General features: G+C 63.4%; 16 protein-coding genes. 9 read left to right on the top strand and 7 right to left on the bottom strand.

Features of this window, described 5'->3' with window-relative positions; translation table 11 throughout:
* Nucleotides 1–4: 4 nt before the first annotated feature.
* Both Q8M85_RS01710 and regB read right to left on the bottom strand, forming a co-directional pair.
* Nucleotides 5–1,570, bottom strand: a complete 1,566-nt coding sequence (locus tag Q8M85_RS01710) for a PAS-domain containing protein (RefSeq protein ID WP_305539428.1) — start codon at nt 1,568–1,570, stop codon at nt 5–7.
* A gap of 70 nt (nt 1,571–1,640) precedes the next feature.
* Nucleotides 1,641–3,032 (bottom strand): sensor histidine kinase RegB, encoded by a 1,392-nt coding sequence (gene regB / locus Q8M85_RS01705; protein ID WP_305539426.1) that lies wholly within the window; start codon nt 3,030–3,032, stop codon nt 1,641–1,643.
* A gap of 92 nt (nt 3,033–3,124) precedes the next feature.
* Between regB and Q8M85_RS01700 the strand changes: the two genes are divergently transcribed.
* From Q8M85_RS01700 to Q8M85_RS01690, 3 genes are all read left to right on the top strand, one after another.
* A complete protein-coding gene (locus tag Q8M85_RS01700) occupies nt 3,125–3,748 on the top strand; it encodes an SCO family protein (protein WP_305539424.1) in 624 nt (207 codons plus the stop codon).
* Nucleotides 3,749–3,765: 17 nt separating this feature from the next.
* Nucleotides 3,766–4,317, top strand: coding sequence for an ActR/PrrA/RegA family redox response regulator transcription factor (locus Q8M85_RS01695; RefSeq protein ID WP_305539422.1), 552 nt, complete (start codon nt 3,766–3,768; stop codon nt 4,315–4,317).
* A gap of 70 nt (nt 4,318–4,387) precedes the next feature.
* Complete coding sequence (locus Q8M85_RS01690; RefSeq protein WP_305539421.1) at nt 4,388–4,702, top strand: H-NS histone family protein; 315 nt, start codon at nt 4,388–4,390, stop codon at nt 4,700–4,702.
* A 2-nt stretch (nt 4,703–4,704) separates the two neighbouring features.
* Here the strand turns inward: Q8M85_RS01690 and Q8M85_RS01685 are convergent, their stop codons facing one another.
* Nucleotides 4,705–5,574 (bottom strand): LysR family transcriptional regulator, encoded by an 870-nt coding sequence (locus Q8M85_RS01685; protein WP_305539419.1) that lies wholly within the window; start codon nt 5,572–5,574, stop codon nt 4,705–4,707.
* Between the two features lie 97 nt (nt 5,575–5,671).
* On the opposite strand from Q8M85_RS01685, the gene Q8M85_RS01680 reads away from it, so the two are divergent.
* A complete protein-coding gene (locus Q8M85_RS01680; protein WP_305539417.1) occupies nt 5,672–5,830 on the top strand; it encodes a hypothetical protein in 159 nt (52 codons plus the stop codon).
* Between the two features lie 13 nt (nt 5,831–5,843).
* On the opposite strand, the gene Q8M85_RS01675 is transcribed toward Q8M85_RS01680, so the two are convergent.
* Nucleotides 5,844–6,407: an HD family hydrolase gene (locus Q8M85_RS01675; protein ID WP_305539833.1), complete on the bottom strand. Its 564-nt coding sequence runs from the start codon at nt 6,405–6,407 to the stop codon at nt 5,844–5,846.
* A gap of 26 nt (nt 6,408–6,433) precedes the next feature.
* Nucleotides 6,434–7,399, bottom strand: a complete 966-nt coding sequence (locus Q8M85_RS01670) for a glycosyltransferase family 8 protein (RefSeq protein ID WP_305539415.1) — start codon at nt 7,397–7,399, stop codon at nt 6,434–6,436.
* A 99-nt stretch (nt 7,400–7,498) separates the two neighbouring features.
* Here Q8M85_RS01670 and ahcY point away from each other — a divergent pair, with 99 nt between their 5' ends.
* Entirely contained in the window at nt 7,499–8,887 is a 1,389-nt protein-coding gene (ahcY, locus tag Q8M85_RS01665) for an adenosylhomocysteinase (protein WP_305539413.1), read from the top strand.
* Nucleotides 8,888–8,926: 39 nt separating this feature from the next.
* On the opposite strand, the gene Q8M85_RS01660 is transcribed toward ahcY, so the two are convergent.
* Nucleotides 8,927–10,120, bottom strand: a complete 1,194-nt coding sequence (locus Q8M85_RS01660) for a glycosyltransferase family 2 protein (protein ID WP_305539411.1) — start codon at nt 10,118–10,120, stop codon at nt 8,927–8,929.
* Between the two features lie 233 nt (nt 10,121–10,353).
* Here Q8M85_RS01660 and Q8M85_RS01655 point away from each other — a divergent pair, with 233 nt between their 5' ends.
* From Q8M85_RS01655 to Q8M85_RS01645, 3 genes are all read left to right on the top strand, one after another.
* Complete coding sequence (locus tag Q8M85_RS01655; RefSeq protein WP_305539409.1) at nt 10,354–12,156, top strand: hypothetical protein; 1,803 nt, start codon at nt 10,354–10,356, stop codon at nt 12,154–12,156.
* On the top strand, nt 12,153–12,533 hold the full coding sequence (locus Q8M85_RS01650; protein WP_305539407.1) for a GtrA family protein: 381 nt from the start codon (nt 12,153–12,155) through the stop codon (nt 12,531–12,533). Before Q8M85_RS01655 ends, Q8M85_RS01650 begins: the two co-directional genes overlap by 4 nt.
* Before the next feature lie 131 nt (nt 12,534–12,664).
* Nucleotides 12,665–13,006: a DUF2853 family protein gene (locus tag Q8M85_RS01645; RefSeq protein WP_305539405.1), complete on the top strand. Its 342-nt coding sequence runs from the start codon at nt 12,665–12,667 to the stop codon at nt 13,004–13,006.
* A gap of 350 nt (nt 13,007–13,356) precedes the next feature.
* Here the strand turns inward: Q8M85_RS01645 and aroC are convergent, their stop codons facing one another.
* Complete coding sequence (aroC, locus tag Q8M85_RS01640; protein WP_305539403.1) at nt 13,357–14,457, bottom strand: chorismate synthase; 1,101 nt, start codon at nt 14,455–14,457, stop codon at nt 13,357–13,359.
* Between the two features lie 309 nt (nt 14,458–14,766).
* Between aroC and Q8M85_RS01635 the strand changes: the two genes are divergently transcribed.
* Nucleotides 14,767–15,792, top strand: a complete 1,026-nt coding sequence (locus Q8M85_RS01635) for a TerC family protein (protein WP_305539401.1) — start codon at nt 14,767–14,769, stop codon at nt 15,790–15,792.
* Nucleotides 15,793–15,822: the final 30 nt, after the last annotated feature.

Raw genomic sequence — 15,822 nt, 5'->3', positions numbered from 1 at the left:
ATCCTCAGGCCGAGAGGAGCCCGACCCCGCCGGTCTCACGCACCGAGCTGAAGCTTACCGACGCCTGGACGCGAAACGTGATCAGCGTCGCCCCGCCGGTCAGCGGGCGGAAGCGGCACATCACAAGGCGGCCGTCCAGCAGGCGCACTTCGCCCTCCCACGGCGTGCGATCACCCGAGCTGGTCACAAAATCCACGGCGTCATCCCACAGAAGCGTCGGCGCCGCGTGGTCCCGCCACCAGGCGCAAAGGGTGGAGACGCTGGCCTCGGACAGAAGGACCTGCGGGTCGTGCTGCCAAAGCTGGGCATAGGCATGGTTTGACATGACCAGCTGCCCGCCCTGCGAAAAGACGGCAACCGCATCTTCCACCGCGTCGATCACCGACTGGCCAAGTTCCACATCGGCGCGGTAGCGGCGGGTGCGTGACATTTCGTTCGAGATGTCCTCGAACATGAAGGCCAGCGCGCCATTGGGATGCGGGCGACCGATCACCCGGTAGGTCTGGCCGCCCGGCAGGCTCCAGGTTTCCTCGAAGATTCCCATCGTTGCCTCTTCCTCAAGCCGGGCCAACTGCTTGCGCCAGCTGCGGTAGTCACGCGGTTCCGGGATCATCGCCTTGGCGCGCATCGCGTCGAGAAAGGCGTTCAGCGTGGGCCGCGAGATCAACAGCTCGGGCGCAAGCGTGGTCAGGTCGGTCAGCGCCGGGTTGAACATCTGCAAGCAGCGCGAACGGTCGAAGATCGCCAGGCCGATGGGCAGGTCGGCGAAGGTCTTGGTCAGGGTCTGCATGAACTCGCGCAGCGCCGTCTCTGCCTGCACCGCCTTGTCGGCGGCCAGCGCATAGCACAGAGAGTCTTCGCCCGAGGCCATCCGAACCAGGTCGAACCATTCCGCCCCGCTGGGCATCTGCAGCTTCAGCCGTGGGACGCGACCCTTGGCTGGATCGTGGGCAAAAAGCCTGGGCAGGGGCCAGGACAGGTCTTCGCCCTCGGGCAAAAGCTCGACCGCACGGATGAGATAGGCGTGATTCGCCCAGATTACTGCGCCGTCCGGCGCTTCCTTCCACATCAGCACCGGCGCACGGGACAGGACAGCGCGTTGCGACATCACTTCCTGCTGCAGGGCCGCCGCAGTGGCCGCATCGCCGCGATCCGCGCGGTCTTCCTGCCCGCTTTCGACCGTCAGCCGGGTCAGACCCGAGACCAGCTCGGCGGTCAGGATCAGCGCCGGAGACACGCCAGCCTGCGAGGTGATCCGCAGCTGGCCGACCCGAGGCAGAACTTCCAGCTGATTGGAAAGATTTGGAAAATCTGATCCGAAGCGGGCGATCAGCCGGGTCCAGGCGCGACTGTCCTCCCCCTCGGGCAAGAGGGCGCGACCGGCGGGCGAGGCATCTATCAGACGCTCACCGTCAAAAAGATAGGCCACGCGAGAGGGGGATTGATCGAAGATACTGGGAGAAAGGGCGGGACGCCGCGATTGCCATGCCGCCAGCAGCAGCAGCCCCGCCATCGCCGCCATGAAGGCGCTCAGCATCATTCCCAACGCCATCGACCATTCGACTGCCATCTTCACCCTCGGAGATTCACCCGTAGTGTCAGGCTAGGCTGCAATCGGTTAATTGGCCGTTAACTGCGCTTCATCCTTCGATCCGGGTGTTCTCGCCCAAGCCCCCTTGGGTCGGCGGGGCGATCAGGTCGTTGGCGTCCCAGACCGCCTCGACCACCGCGCCCGAACGTTCGGGGCGTTCCTTCGGGGCCAGGAACGGATCTGTCGCATTGGCGAATGACAGATCCGCGCCTGACCGTTCCAGCAGAGTCTTGGCGATGAAAAGACCCAGGCCCATGCCCTCATAGCCGGGGCGCTTTTCGACGTCGGGATCGGACCGGCGGGCACGCACGAAGGGGTCGCCGATGCGGCCGATCAGGCCGGGGGGAAAGCCGTCGCCGTCGTCAGTGATCCGCACGATGATGCGGCGGGCGGTCCATTCGCCCTCGACCCAGACGCTGGACCGGGCGAAATCGACGGCGTTCTGCACCAGGTTCCGCAGCCCGTGGATCACCTCGGGTCGGCGAAGGATCGACGGTTGCTCCTCCGCTCCGTCCTGGATCGGCGCAAAGGCAAAGTCGACCTGCTTGCCACGGGAAAGATGCGGCTCGGCGGCCTCACGCAGGACCGCCGAGAGCGGCGCCTGACGCAGGTGAAGGTCGTCCTTCCCTGCTCGCCCCATGTCGCGCAGGATGTCCCGGCAGCGGTCGGCCTGCTCGCGGATCAGGCGGGCATCCTCTTGCAACTCGGGCTGGGCGTCCAGCTCTGCGATCAGTTCGGCGCTGACCAGCTTGATCGTGGCAAGCGGCGTCCCAAGCTCATGCGCGGCGGCGGCGACGACCCCGGCCAGGTCGGTCAGCTTCTGTTCCCGCGCCAGTGCCATCTGAGTTGCCAGCAGTGCCTCGGACATAGACCGCATCTCGGTCGCCACCCGGCGGGAGTAAAGGCCAAGGAACAGGATGCCGATCACGATCGACAGCCAGAAGCCGAAGGCAAAGATGCCGGGGATCACCAGCGCCGTTCCGTCGGCAAAGCGCAGGGGCAGGTACCAGACCGTTGCGGTCGAGACGGCAAGAATCGCCAACGCCCCAAGCACAACGGTGGACCGAAGCCGCAAGACGCTGGCCGATATCGTGACGGGCGCCAGCACAAGGATCGCAAAGGGGTTGGTCAGGCCGCCGGTCAGGAACAGAAGGAAAGACAACTGGCCAAGGTCGAAAAGCAGGGTCAAGAACGCCTCGGCTTCGCTAAGCCGCCGGGTCTCGGGGAAGAGCATGATCAGGACAAGATTCGCCACCACCGACAGCCCCACGGCCAGCGCGCAGAGGCCCAGCGGCAGTTGCAGTCCGTAGACCTGGCTTGCCACCAGAATTGCCGCGACCTGCCCGGCAATCGCCATCCAGCGCAACAGGATCAGCGTGCGCTGGCGGACCATGTTGGCACCGATGTCGGCGCTCTGAAAGCCGGGGAATGTCGTGGTCATGCTGTGACCGGTTGTCCTTTCCGGGGGTTTGCCATTGTTAAGGGTCGCCACTTCGTAGATCAATGCGACCCGTCAGCCCAAGGAGCGCCACCATGAGCAAGCTTTACGCCGGAGCCGCCGCCGCTGCGGTCGCGGCCCTGTTGGGGGGATCGTACCTTTACATCAAGATGCAGCGCGGCGGGGACCAGTTTGCCCAATGCCGCCAGGGTGTCGCAGGCGGCGACATCGGCGGGCCCTTCACCCTGGTCAATACGGCGGGACAGACCGTGACCGAGAAAGAGGTGCTGACCAAACCCTCTCTGGTCTATTTCGGTTACACCTTCTGCCCGGATGTCTGCCCGCTGGACATGGCTCGCAATGTCGAGGCCGTGGACTTGCTGGACGAACGCGGAATGGATGTGACTCCGGTCTTCATTTCGGTCGACCCCGAGCGCGACACCCCCGATGCACTTGCCGATTATGCCTCGAACATGCACCCCAAGCTGATTGCCCTGACCGGATCGGCCGACCAGGTGCGGGCGGCCGCTCAGACCTACAAGACAGTCTACAAGAAGCGAGAGACAGGCGACGAATACTATCTGATGGACCACATGACCTTCACCTATCTGATGCTTCCAGGCGAAGGCTTTGTGGATTTCTTCCGCCGCGACATTACCTCTGAGCAGTTGGCGGAAAGCGTTGCTTGTTTTGTTCAGGCAAGCAAAGCTGTGCCTTAAGCCTTTAAGGAAAGAGCATGACGGAAGAGCCTATCGATCTTGGACCGGACCCGACTCTGCTGTTGGTTGACGATGACGAGCCCTTTTTGAAGCGGCTTGCCAAGGCGATGGAAAAGCGGGGTTTCGTGACCGAGACGGCCCAAAGCGTGGCCGAGGGCCGGGCCAAGGCCTTTGCGCGGCCTCCGGCCTACGCGGTGGTTGACTTGCGGCTTGAAGACGGCAATGGGCTTGAGGTGATCGAGACGCTGCGCGAAAAGCGGCCCTCGTGCCGGATCGTGGTTCTCACTGGCTATGGGGCCATTGCGACGGCAGTGGCGGCGGTGAAGATCGGGGCGGTCGATTACCTGTCGAAGCCTGCCGACGCCAATGATGTCACCAATGCATTGCTTGCGCGCGGCGGCAATCTGCCGGAAGTGTCGGAAAATCCGATGTCCGCAGACCGCGTTCGTTGGGAACATATCCAGCGTGTCTATGAGATGTGCGACCGCAATGTTTCCGAAACTGCGCGCCGCCTGTCGATGCATCGGCGGACCTTGCAGCGGATTCTGGCGAAAAGAAGCCCGAAGTAGACATCAATTCTTGCGCATATACAGTTTCAGGCCTATTGATACCCCGTCTTTATCCGAGGGGGATCAGACATTGAACCTGGACTTGAATAGCTTGTCTCTGAAAGAGCTGAAGGATCTGCAATCGCAGGTGGCAAAGGCGATTTCGGGATATGAAGATCGCCGCAAGCGCGAGGCGCTGGCGGAACTGGAAGAAAAGGCGAAGGCAATGGGCTTTTCGCTGGCCGAGTTGACGGGGGTCACGGCCGGACGGAAGCGCTCGCCTTCGGTGGCCAAATACGCCAATCCGGCGAACAGGGCCGATACCTGGTCGGGCCGCGGGCGCAAGCCGCGTTGGTTCTCGGAAGCGATGGCCAAGGGCAGGAAACCGGAAGATCTGGCGCTCTGACCTCAGCCTTGCGCTTTCAGCCATTTAAGAAATGCCCGGGCCGCAGCCCGCTTTGGCCCGGGTAGACTGACAATGAAATAGGCCGGCAGCTTTTCCCTGCTTTCATGCACGATGCGCAGCCGACCTTCGGCCACGTCGGATTCGATCAGCGCCACGCTTTCCACCACCAATCCCAGTCCCTGCCGCGCTGCTGCCAGCGCCAATTCCTCATTGTTGATATCGGTGCTGCCAAGATCTGAAGGCTCTAGTCCCAATTGCCGGAGATAGGCGTCCTGTTCTGCCCAGGTAGGAGACAGGATCCAATCCATACCTGCCATGTCTTCAACCGTCGGATTTGTCTCGCCGATCAGCGACGGCGCCCCGGCAATCACCAGTCGGGCCGAGGTCAGGTAGCTTGTCTCGACCCCCGGCCAATCGCCGTTGCCATAGCGGATGCCCAGGTCCATGCGCTCGCGGTGCAGGTCGACCACCTTGCTGTCCGGGTGCAGCGACAGGCCGATGTCAGGGTGCTGCTGCCAGAAATCCTTGAGCCGCGGCATCAGCCATTGCGCTGCGAAACTGGCCGTCAGGGTCACGCGGACGGGGCGATCCGCCTCGCCCGCGCGCAAGGCCTCCAGCCCGCGCTGGATCGCGCCGAAGCCATCGCCCAGCGCCTCGGCCAACTGCTCGCCATCGGTGGTCAGGCTGACCCCGCGCCCTTCACGCTGGACCAGAGGACGGCCAAGCTGTTCCTCCAGCGCGCGGACCTGCTGGGCAACGGCGGCATGGGTGACGTTCAGCACCCGGGCCGCCTGACTGAAATTCCGCAACTCGGCGGTGGCCGCGAAAGCCCGCAGCGAGGTCAGCGAGGGTAGGCTGCGCCAGTCGATCATCTGTTAGACTGCCTTACATTTCGTAAGTCTTCCTGAATCGTATCACGCCATGTTTCATGGCAAAAGAGATCATCGAAAACCTGAAAGGAGAAAGGTCATGTTGAATATCTTCGCCGATGCCCTGCTGATCGCTACCCGGTTCAAGCACGCGTCCGAGGACTACCTGCCGCGCCACTATCCGCGCCGGTCCCCGCGTGAGTTCCAGGACGACGAAGGCCTGCGCGCCGCCGATCACCTGCGGCATATGGGTCGCTGATGCCGGGTGGATGTCAGCACGCCTCCAGCAGTCTCGCCACTGTCGAGACATAGTCCGCCCGCACCTCTGCGGGCGGACGAAGCCTGATCTCCAGCCGATGCACAAGCTCTGGCACAGGTCGCCCGAACAGCTTGTCGGCCTCCACCTCCCGAAATCCAGCGATCCGCACCGCCTCCAGCCAGGCTGAAACCTTGTCCGCCGCCTTGATCGCTTTCTTGATCGGCGCGGGCAGCACCGCAGGCAGGCCGAAACGCAGATGCACGGCCGCTGTCAGCCGCTGGTCCAACTCGCCATATCCAGGTCCCACGGCGGCCTTCACCGGGCTGATCATGTCGCCGATCACATATTCCGGCGCGTCATGCAGCACCGCCGCCAGCCGCCACTTGGCAGCAATTCCGGGATTGGCCCGCACGAAGATTTCCTCCACCAGCAGCGAATGTTCCGCCACCGAATAGGGCCAGTCCCCCCGGGTCTGCCCGTTCCAGCGCGCGACAAAGGCCAGGCCATGCGCGATATCCTCGATCTCGATGTCCATCGGAGTGGGGTCCAGAAGGTCCAGCCTGCGGCCCGAAAGCATCCGTTGCCAGGCGCGGGGAACTTTGGTCACGGCAAGCGCACCGTCGTTTCGGTCGGAAATCGATCAAGGTATCGAAGAAGGCTGCGGCGGCGCAACACATGACGCAAACCGACGAGTAACCACCACCACCCCTTGCGCATTCGTTCCGGAGCGTGCTGCGGCACGCGGTGAACCTCGGGGAAAAAGGCTGCCAAGAATGAGGCATACGCCTTTCGATACACCAAGGACATACAAGCACGGCCAGGTTCTTGCCAAGGCTTAACCGGACCAATCATATGTACGATGTTCGGCGCGGCAAGTGCTTCGAAGAACGGCGCCTTCACATACCACTGCCAGTTCCAAACTGGGCTCAACTCTGCCCACGCTCGGTAAAGGCAAACATTTAGAAGTGACTGATCATGTGACTTGAGCAAATGTCCCTTTTCGGCCCCGAGTTGCAGCGCTTTTCGGGTGACCTCAGCTTTCCTGTAAGCCGGCACATCAATAAGCAGAACTCCCGAGTTAAAGTAGGGCGCCGGCGGCAAGCCGAGAGCAGAGAATTCGTGCCGCTGCCGGTCCGGTGAACCCCACTGTGTCACGACCCGGACTGCGCCAAGGCAGAGGCCGCCGAGGTCCACGTCGAAGAGCGTGTTCAAGTCACCGCCGTGTACGAAAATATCAGAGTCAAGATAAAGTACCCGGTCGTAGTCGTCCTTCATCAGGTCTGGTATTGCGAGCCGAAGATAGGCGGCATCTCCGTGCCGTGTCGCGGTATCTTGCTCCGCGAGCATGGACCCAACGTCAATTTGAAGCACACGGAAACCAAGATTCTTCAAGCTTTCCGGAAGGGTCAGATGTTCTGTCGAGGCAATGCAGATGTCGAAGTTTTGCTGCCCAGGCAATAACGCGATCTGTCGTGCTGCAAAGGCTGCGAAGGGCAGCCACGCCGGGTTGAGACAGAAATCAACTGCTCGTCGGTGTCCTGCGGGGCTACTTTCGGCGATGATCCGCACAGTCGATCTCCTTTCGTCGTCTTAGCGGGCAAAGTTGCCTCCGGCACCTTCACGTGCTACCTGCGCGCCGAGTAACAACCGTGTCAAGGAGTAGGCTGGATGCCGAACGACTACATCGTCAAGGACATCGCACTGGCTGACTTCGGCCGCAAGGAACTGACCATCGCCGAGACCGAGATGCCGGGCCTGATGGCCTGCCGCGAGGAATTCGGGGCTGCAAAGCCGCTGAAAGGCGCGCGCATCGTCGGTTCGCTGCACATGACGATCCAGACCGCCGCTCTGATCGAAACGCTGGTCGCCCTTGGCGCCGATGTCCGCTGGGCCTCGTGCAACATCTTCTCGACCCAGGATCACGCCGCCGCGGCCATCGCCGCTGCGGGCATCCCGGTCTTTGCCGTCAAGGGCCAGACCCTGACCGAGCATTGGGATTACCTCGACAAGTCCTTCATGTTCCCCGAAGGCGCGAACATGATCCTGGATGATGGTGGCGATGCGACGCTTTACGTCCTTCTGGGCGCGCGGGCCGAAGCGGGCGAGGACATCATTCCCGTGCCGCAATCCGAGGAAGAGGAAGTCATCAAGCTTCAGATCATGAAGCGGATGAAGGAAACCCCCGGCTTCTTCACCAGGACCAAGGCCGCGATCAAAGGCGTGTCGGAAGAAACCACCACGGGCGTCCACCGCCTGTATGATCTGCACAAGCAGGGACAGCTTCCGTTCCCGGCGATCAACGTCAACGACAGCGTCACCAAGTCCAAGTTCGACAACAAGTACGGCTGCAAGGAATCACTGGTCGACGGCATCCGCCGCGCCACCGACACGATGATGGCCGGCAAGGTCGCTGTCGTCTGCGGCTACGGCGATGTGGGCAAAGGTTCTGCCGCGTCCCTGCGCGGCGCGGGTGCGCGGGTGAAGGTCACCGAGGTCGACCCGATCTGCGCCCTGCAGGCCGCGATGGACGGGTTTGAGGTCACGCTGCTGGAAGACGAAGTGTCGTCAGCCGACATCTTCATCACCACGACCGGCAACCGCGACGTGATCCGCATCGAGCATCTGCGCGCGATGAAGGACATGGCGATCGTCGGCAACATCGGCCACTTCGACAACGAGATCCAGGTCGCCGCCCTGCGCAATCACAAGTGGACCAACATCAAGGACCAGGTCGACATGATCGAGATGCCCTCGGGCAACCGGATCATCCTCTTGTCCGAAGGCCGCCTGTTGAACCTGGGCAATGCCACCGGCCACCCGTCCTTCGTGATGTCGGCCAGCTTTACCAACCAGGTCCTCGCGCAGATCGAGCTTTGGACCAAGGGCCAGGACTATGCGCCGGGCGTCTACATCCTGCCCAAGGCGCTGGATGAAAAGGTCGCCCGACTGCACCTGAAGAAGATCGGCGTGAAGCTGACCGAGCTGCGCAAGGACCAGGCCGACTACATCGGCGTCAAGGTCGACGGCCCGTTCAAGTCGGACCACTACCGCTATTGATCCCTTCGACCGGCCCGGCTTGTCCGGGCCGGGCCGCCGTCAGGCTTCCTGAGCGGTCTCTCCGGCCGGACCCTCGACCGTCGTCTGCGCCGGTGACTTCTGGGTCATCAGGCCCCACAGGAAGCCCCCGGTAAAGGACTGCAATCCCAGCGCCGACAGCACCGCGACCAGCGAGGCGGCGCGGGTGATCGTGCCGGGGTCAATCGGCCCGAAGCCGTTCGCCGCCCAGTGCCCGACCGAAGCGATGGTCGCGACCAGCGCCAGGCCCATGAAGATGGCACCGCCCTGACAGGCGCTTTCGACCGACAGGCGGGCGCGCAGCCGCTCGAAACGGGGAGAGGTCGGCAGAAGGTTCATCCGCACCGCGAACTGCCGCGCCAAAGCGTGAAACCACATCAGCTGAAAGCCGATGATGATGAAGGTGGCGGCAAAGATCATCGCACCGGTGTCCAGCGTCAGCGCGCCCAGGTCCAGCGGTCCGAAAAGCAGCGGCAGGAACAGCACCGACCCCAGCGCAAAGAGTATCGCACCCGGATAAAGAAACAGGCTGAAGGGCGCGAAGGTCAGCAGCAGCTTCAGATGCCGCCAGCCGTCGTGCCAGGTCCGCAAATGCGGCTTGCGCGACCGGCCATCGGGTTTCAGCGTCGTCGGAACCTCGACGATCTTCAGCCCCGCCATCGCGGCGCGCATCACCATCTCGGGGCAGAATTCCAGTTGCTCGGTAATCAGGTTCAACGCCAGGATCTTGTCGCGTGAGAACCCGCGCAGTCCGCACTGGAAATCGCCGACAGGAGCGCCGTACAGCACCCGGCCGATGAAGGACAGGACCGGATTGCCAAGGTAGCGGTGCAGGACCGGCATTGCGCCAGGCTCGATCCCGCCGCGAAAGCGGTTGCCCATCACCAGGTCCGCACCACCGCGCAACGCCTCGACAAATGCATCAAGGCGCGAAAAGTCATAGCTGTCGTCGCTGTCGCCCATGATGACGAAACGGCCCTTCGCCGCCGCGATCCCGGTGGACAGCGCGATCCCGTTGCCCTTGCGCGGTGCCAGCACGACCCGGGCGCCATGTGCCTCGGCAATCTCGCGGCTGCCGTCGGTGGATCCGTTGTCGGAAATCAGCACCTCACCCTTGATGCCGGTGCGCGTCAGAAAGCCCTTGGCCTTCTCGATGCAGGTGGCCAGTGTTTCCGCCTCGTTCAGGCAGGGCATCAGGATGGTCAGTTCCAGCATTGCCGAATCCTTGTCGCGCCAATTCAACCGACTGGCAGCCATTGAAGCAGAATTGACTGTGCAACTGTGCCAGAAATGCGGCGAGATCCGACAGGAAACGGGGTTTTGTCGGCCCAATGTCTTGGAAGCGAAGGATTTCCGCCATAGGGATGACTGTTTCCGGCGGCAAGGCTATGTCTGGCTGCGATCTTCTTTCGCCGCCAGATGCGAAACAGCCAATCCGTGAGTTTCCCGTGACGCCCCCGACCGAATCGCGCCCTCTGCTCATCTGGTGGATCTGCCTCGGCGCCATCGCCCTGATCGTGCTGAACGCCGTGCGGGCCTGGCCCGAGGTCGACCGTCTGCTCTTCCTTTCGGACAACGATGACCTCATGCGGCTGGTCCAGGTCCGCGATTGGCTGGGCGGGCAGGACTGGTTCGACACCCGGCAGTACCGCGTCTTGCCGCCCGAGGGCATCTCGATGCATTGGTCGCGCTACGTCGACGCCGGGATTGCCGCCGTGCTGGTCCCGGCATCGTGGCTGCTGCCGATGCCCCAGGCTGAACTTCTGACGGTCGTGGTCTGGCCCAGCCTTCTGGCCTGCCTCATGGTGCTGCTGATCGGTCTGGGGACCAACCGCCTCTTCGGCGCGCTGGCGGCCCTTGGCGCGCTGGTGGTGTTCCTGACCTGGGGCAAGCTGAGGGGAGAGTTCACCCCGCCCCGGATCGACCATCACAATATCCAGATGCTGAGCGCCACAGCGGTATTCTACCTTGCGGCCCTGCCGGGGCGGTTCAGGCTCTTCGGAGCCTTGGCGGGTGTAGCCACGGCGATGTCGCTTGCCGTGGGGCTTGAGATGCTGCCGGTTCTGGCGCTGATCCCGGGCTACATGGCCTTGCGCCACGCCTTCGATAAGCCTGGCGCTGGGTCCTGGCTTCTGGGCTATGGCATCGCGTTGGCAGTGACCGCTCCGCTGCTGATGGCGGGACAGACACCGCTTGCCGCCTGGGGCACGAAGCACTGCGACGCGCTGGCCCCTCCCGTTCTGGCCCTGGCCGCGACGGGGATCGTGGCGACTCTGGTGCCCGTCGTTGCCTCTGGTGTCCTGAAAGGCCCCCTCCTTCGCATCCTGACGATGGCGGTCCTTGTCGCAGTCGGCCTCTGGCTCTCCGCACCCTTGCTGACCCCCTGCCTGGGTGGCCCCTACGCCGATGTCCCACCCGAGGTCCGCACCCTGATCGAAAGCCGCATGATCGAGGCGCTCTCGGCCGTCGAGCTGATCGGGCTTCTGCCCGACATGCTGGGCCGGTCGCTCTTGCCGCCGGTGATCCTCCTGTTCCTGGCGCTTGTCGCTGCCCTCGTGCTCTGGTCGCGCCTTGACGGCGCGCAGAGATCCGCCCTGACCCTGGCCTGCCTTGTCGCGCTGGCGGGCCTGACCGTGGCCCTCTTGCAGATCCGGGCGACGACCCTGATGGTCCCCGCCCTGCCGCTTCTGGGTGGTTTCCTGGTCCACGCCTTTCTGCGGATCCCGCGCAGCAGCCCCTGGCGGTTGCCCGCCGTTCTGGTCCTGGCGGCTGCAACGCCCACCGCAGTGGAAGAGGCGGTCTCCTCTGTCCTTGGTCGCGCTGCAGGTACGGCCCCGGTGATCGCCGAGGCACAATCCGCACCCGCGCGCTCCACAGCGACCTGCCGCACCGCCGCCGCGATGGCCGAACTTGCCACCCTGCCGCCCTCGACGCTGTTCTCCTCGCTCAACCTTGGCACCACGATCCTGGCCTATACCTCGCATGCCGTTGCAGCAGCCCCGTATCATCGCAGCCCCGATGCCTTCTGGAACGGCATTGCTGCCCTGGAAAGCAAGGCCGACATGCGCCTGGCGCTGGCCCGGTCGCAGGCCGACTACCTGGTGCTCTGCGCCGGCGACGCGGCCAAGCCCTACGCGGCCACTCTGCTGGGGGGCGAACTGCCCGACTGGCTGACCGAGGTGACCGACGACCGGCACGACTTCAGGGTCTATCGGGTCGACCAGACTCGTCTGGCCGAGGGTGCGCCATGAACACCTTTGCCCGCTTCCTTCTGGTGGGCGGGGCGCTGGCGCTGGTCTACGCGGTTGTGGCGGCCCTGGCGACCTCGCAGTTGCCCTGGCCCACGGCGGTCTCGGCCGGGGCGGCCTGGGTCGCCTGCATTCCCCTGGGCTTCTGGTGCCACCGACGCTTCACCTTCACTGGCAGCGCCCGGCGCCCCTTTGCGCTGGGCCTGTACGCGCTGACCCAGGTCCTTGGGATCGGCATCGGCGCGGGGGTCAGCTTCCTTTTCGCCACCGGCCGCTTCTGGCCCGACTTTCCAGTCCACCTCTGCGCCTCTGCGTTGGCCGCAGTCGCCAGCTACGTGATCAACCGCAAGCTGACCTTTCCAGAATCCGGCTCTGCCTGAGCCGCAGCTTGGGCCACGCGGCAACATCGCGCAACTGAGCCATTGCACGAGATTTTCCCCTTCCTTAACGACAAAGCTGCCATTACGGTTCCTTCGTTAACGATCACCGTTCCAGTCAAGGGAGACAAAGGATGGGCAAGAGGGACGAACTCATCGCCAAATATGCCGATGACCTGAAGAACAAGTGCAACGTGACGCCTGACATGGCGCTGCTGACGAAAGTGACGATCGGCTGCGGCCCGTCGATCTATGATAACGACGCGCAGACCGTCGCCGCGTCGGACAAGGACGAACTGGAGCGGATCAGGACCAATTTCCTGATCAAGAAGCTGGGCCTGACCGATGGCCCCAGCCTGATGGACGGGATCAACGCTGCAGTCGAGACCTACGGCAAGTCCGAGCGCAACAAGTTCCGCGCCGTGTTCTACTATCTGCTGGTCAAGCATTTCGGCCGCGAGGCCGCCTACAAGTAACTCTGCGCTTCCGAATTCAAAGGCCCGCGCCCGTCCGGCGTGGGCCTTTTGCCATGCATCCCTTCCCATTTGAGGCAAACCTTCAGCACTCGCGCCTTGCCGAATGGCGGGGATTCGGGGCATCACTCTCTGGTCAGGGCAGGACGCCCGGGACCCTTATACTACAGATCACGTGCGGTGCTTGGGGTGTGCGCGTGGGGTGGATGGAGGGTCCCGTAGGGGTGCGGGGCCCTCCATTCTTTTTTCCGGTTCTTGCTGTCCGAACGACCGCTGCCCTGCGCAGGCGTAGGGTGGGCGATCCGCCCACCTTCCTTCCAAAAAGGTCAGAGCCCCGATGCCCGCGTCGGTCTTTACCCTATCCGGCCCCGGACGCCACCGGTCTGGCCCCGGTCCAGAAGCAGATGGTCCAGGATGACACAGGCCATCATCGCCTCGCCCACCGGCACCGCGCGGATGCCGACGCAGGGGTCATGGCGGCCCTTGGTGATCAGGTCCGTGTCCTGCCCGCCTTGTGTGATCGTCTGGCGTGGCGTCAGGATCGACGACGTCGGTTTCACCGCGAACCGGCACACCACCGGCTGACCCGTGGAAATCCCGCCCAGAATTCCGCCCGCATGGTTCGACAGGAACTCCGGCCCGCCCGAGCCCATGCGGATCTCGTCGGCGTTCTCGACCCCTGTCAGCGCGGCCGATGCCATGCCCTCGCCGATCTCGACGCCCTTCACGGCGTTGATCGACATCATCGCCGACGCAAGGTCGCTGTCCAGCTTGCCATATAGCGGCGCGCCCAGGCCGGGCGGCACGCCTTCGGCCACCACCTCGATCACCGCCCCGACCGAGTTGTGCGACAGCCGCAGTGCGTCCAGATACTCGGCCCATTCCACCGCAGCCACCGCGTCAGGCACCCAGAACGGATTGCGCTCGATCTCGCCTGCGTCAAAGCGGCTCCGGTCGATCCCCTTCACCCCCATCTGCACCATATAGCCCGTGATCCTCAGCCCCGGCACCAGCGCCGCCAAAGCCGCCCGCGCCACGCCCCCCGCCGCCACGCGGCTTGCGGTTTCGCGCGCGCTCGACCGCCCGCCACCGCGATAATCCCGGATGCCGTATTTCTGGTGGTAGGTGATGTCGGCATGGCCCGGCCGGAACGCGCCAGCGATATCGCCATAGTCCTTCGACCGCTGATCCGTGTTCTCGATCATCAGCTGGATCGGGGTGCCCGTCGTATTGCCCTGAAACACCCCCGACAGGATGCGGACTTCGTCCGGTTCCTTGCGCTGGGTGGTGAACTTGTTCTGTCCGGGCTTGCGCTTGTCCAGCCAGGGCTGGATGTCGGCTTCGGTCAGCGCCACACCGGGCGGGCATCCGTCCACCGTGCAACCGATGGCCGGTCCGTGGCTTTCGCCCCAGGTGGTGACACGGAAAAGGTGACCGAAGGTGTTCAGGCTCATGGCGGTTCCTCGCTTGTGCTTGGGCATACAGGCCACGCCGCCTCTGCCACAAGCCCCGACGCCTGCGAAAATCCGCCAACCGCCGCCAGATGGTCACGGTTCCGTGAAAAAAGCCCAAGCACGGGGGTTGATTTGTCGCACCCTCTGCCCACCTTACTCCCCTGCGGGCCGGGCCCCTCTGACGACGCCGAATTCGTTTGGCGCTCGTGATGTCGGACCGCATCGAGAAATCGTGCTCGATGTCATGCCCGGCAACCTGCCCCTCAGAAGGCTGACCTCTCGACGCACCCGAATTGAGGGTTAGTGAGGATGGATTTCCTCTTCGAGATATTCGTGGGCAAGCCCCTCTGGCTGTGGCTGATGTTCCTTGGCATCGTCATCGCGCTGATGGCCTTCGACTTGGGCGTGCTGCACAAGGACGACCACGAACTTGGCGTTGCTGAAAGCCTGAAGCTTTCCGCCTTCTATATCTTCATTGCGATCCTGTTCGGCGGCTACATCTGGTGGGCCTGGCAGAACGGCACGTTGGTCACCAGCGACGGTACCAACCCCGTGGCGAGCTATTTCCAGGGCTACATCATCGAGAAGGTCCTCTCGATCGACAACGTCTTCGTCATCTCGCTGATCTTCGGCTATTTCGCCATTCCCCGGAAATACCAGTACCGTGCCCTCGTCTGGGGCATCATCGGTGTCATCATCCTGCGCGGCATCATGATCGCCGTCGGCGCCGAGCTGATCTCGAACTATGCCTGGGTGACGCTGGTCTTCGCCGCCTTCCTGGCGCTGACCGGCATCAAGATGCTGGTGGTCCCGGAAGGCGACATGGATGTCTCGAAGAACCCGGTGGTGAAGCTGACCTCGAAATACATGAACGTGTCGAAAGACCTGCACGGGCAGAAGTTCTTCGTCCGCCAGCCGCACCCGACCACGGGCAAGCTGGTGCTGTTCGCCACGCCCCTGTTCGTGGCGTTGATCGTCATCAACTTCGCCGACCTGATCTTCGCCGTGGACTCGGTGCCGGCGATCTTCCTGATCACCACGGACACCTTCATCGTCTATACCGCGAACATCATGGCGATCCTCGGCCTGCGCGCCTTGTACTTCGCGCTGGCGGCCTTGGTGCACCGCTTCCACTACCTGAAGTATGCGCTGGCCGTGGTGCTGATCTTCATCGGCCTGAAGGGCTTCTACAGCTACTTCTTCGGCAAGTTCGACCCCTACCTTTCGCTGGCGATCACCATCGGCATCATCGCGGCCGGCATCTTCTACTCGCTGTGGAAGACAAGGGACGGCGGTGACGACGGGCACGGGACAGAAGTCAAGGCGGCCGAATAGACCTGCACGTGCAGGCACACAGAGCAGGCG

The sequence above is a fragment of the Tabrizicola sp. genome (assembly GCF_030694085.1).
Lineage (GTDB): Bacteria > Pseudomonadota > Alphaproteobacteria > Rhodobacterales > Rhodobacteraceae > Tabrizicola.
This window is presented reverse-complemented; position numbering and strand designations above follow the sequence as displayed.

Bases quoted from the DNA above. Each gene is read 5' to 3' on its own strand.
- Q8M85_RS01635 (WP_305539401.1), top strand. From the start codon at position 14,767: ATGGATTTCCTCTTCGAGATATTCGTGGGCAAGCCCCTCTGGCTGTGG.
- Q8M85_RS01685 (WP_305539419.1), bottom strand. From the start codon at position 5,574: ATGATCGACTGGCGCAGCCTACCCTCGCTGACCTCGCTGCGGGCTTTC.
- aroC (WP_305539403.1), bottom strand. From the start codon at position 14,457: ATGAGCCTGAACACCTTCGGTCACCTTTTCCGTGTCACCACCTGGGGC.
- ahcY (WP_305539413.1), top strand. From the start codon at position 7,499: ATGCCGAACGACTACATCGTCAAGGACATCGCACTGGCTGACTTCGGC.
- Q8M85_RS01680 (WP_305539417.1), top strand. From the start codon at position 5,672: ATGTTGAATATCTTCGCCGATGCCCTGCTGATCGCTACCCGGTTCAAG.
- Q8M85_RS01700 (WP_305539424.1), top strand. From the start codon at position 3,125: ATGAGCAAGCTTTACGCCGGAGCCGCCGCCGCTGCGGTCGCGGCCCTG.
- regB (WP_305539426.1), bottom strand. From the start codon at position 3,032: ATGACCACGACATTCCCCGGCTTTCAGAGCGCCGACATCGGTGCCAAC.
- Q8M85_RS01660 (WP_305539411.1), bottom strand. From the start codon at position 10,120: ATGCTGGAACTGACCATCCTGATGCCCTGCCTGAACGAGGCGGAAACA.
- Q8M85_RS01645 (WP_305539405.1), top strand. From the start codon at position 12,665: ATGGGCAAGAGGGACGAACTCATCGCCAAATATGCCGATGACCTGAAG.
- Q8M85_RS01695 (WP_305539422.1), top strand. From the start codon at position 3,766: ATGACGGAAGAGCCTATCGATCTTGGACCGGACCCGACTCTGCTGTTG.
- Q8M85_RS01675 (WP_305539833.1), bottom strand. From the start codon at position 6,407: ATGCTTTCGGGCCGCAGGCTGGACCTTCTGGACCCCACTCCGATGGAC.
- Q8M85_RS01650 (WP_305539407.1), top strand. From the start codon at position 12,153: ATGAACACCTTTGCCCGCTTCCTTCTGGTGGGCGGGGCGCTGGCGCTG.
- Q8M85_RS01710 (WP_305539428.1), bottom strand. From the start codon at position 1,570: ATGGCAGTCGAATGGTCGATGGCGTTGGGAATGATGCTGAGCGCCTTC.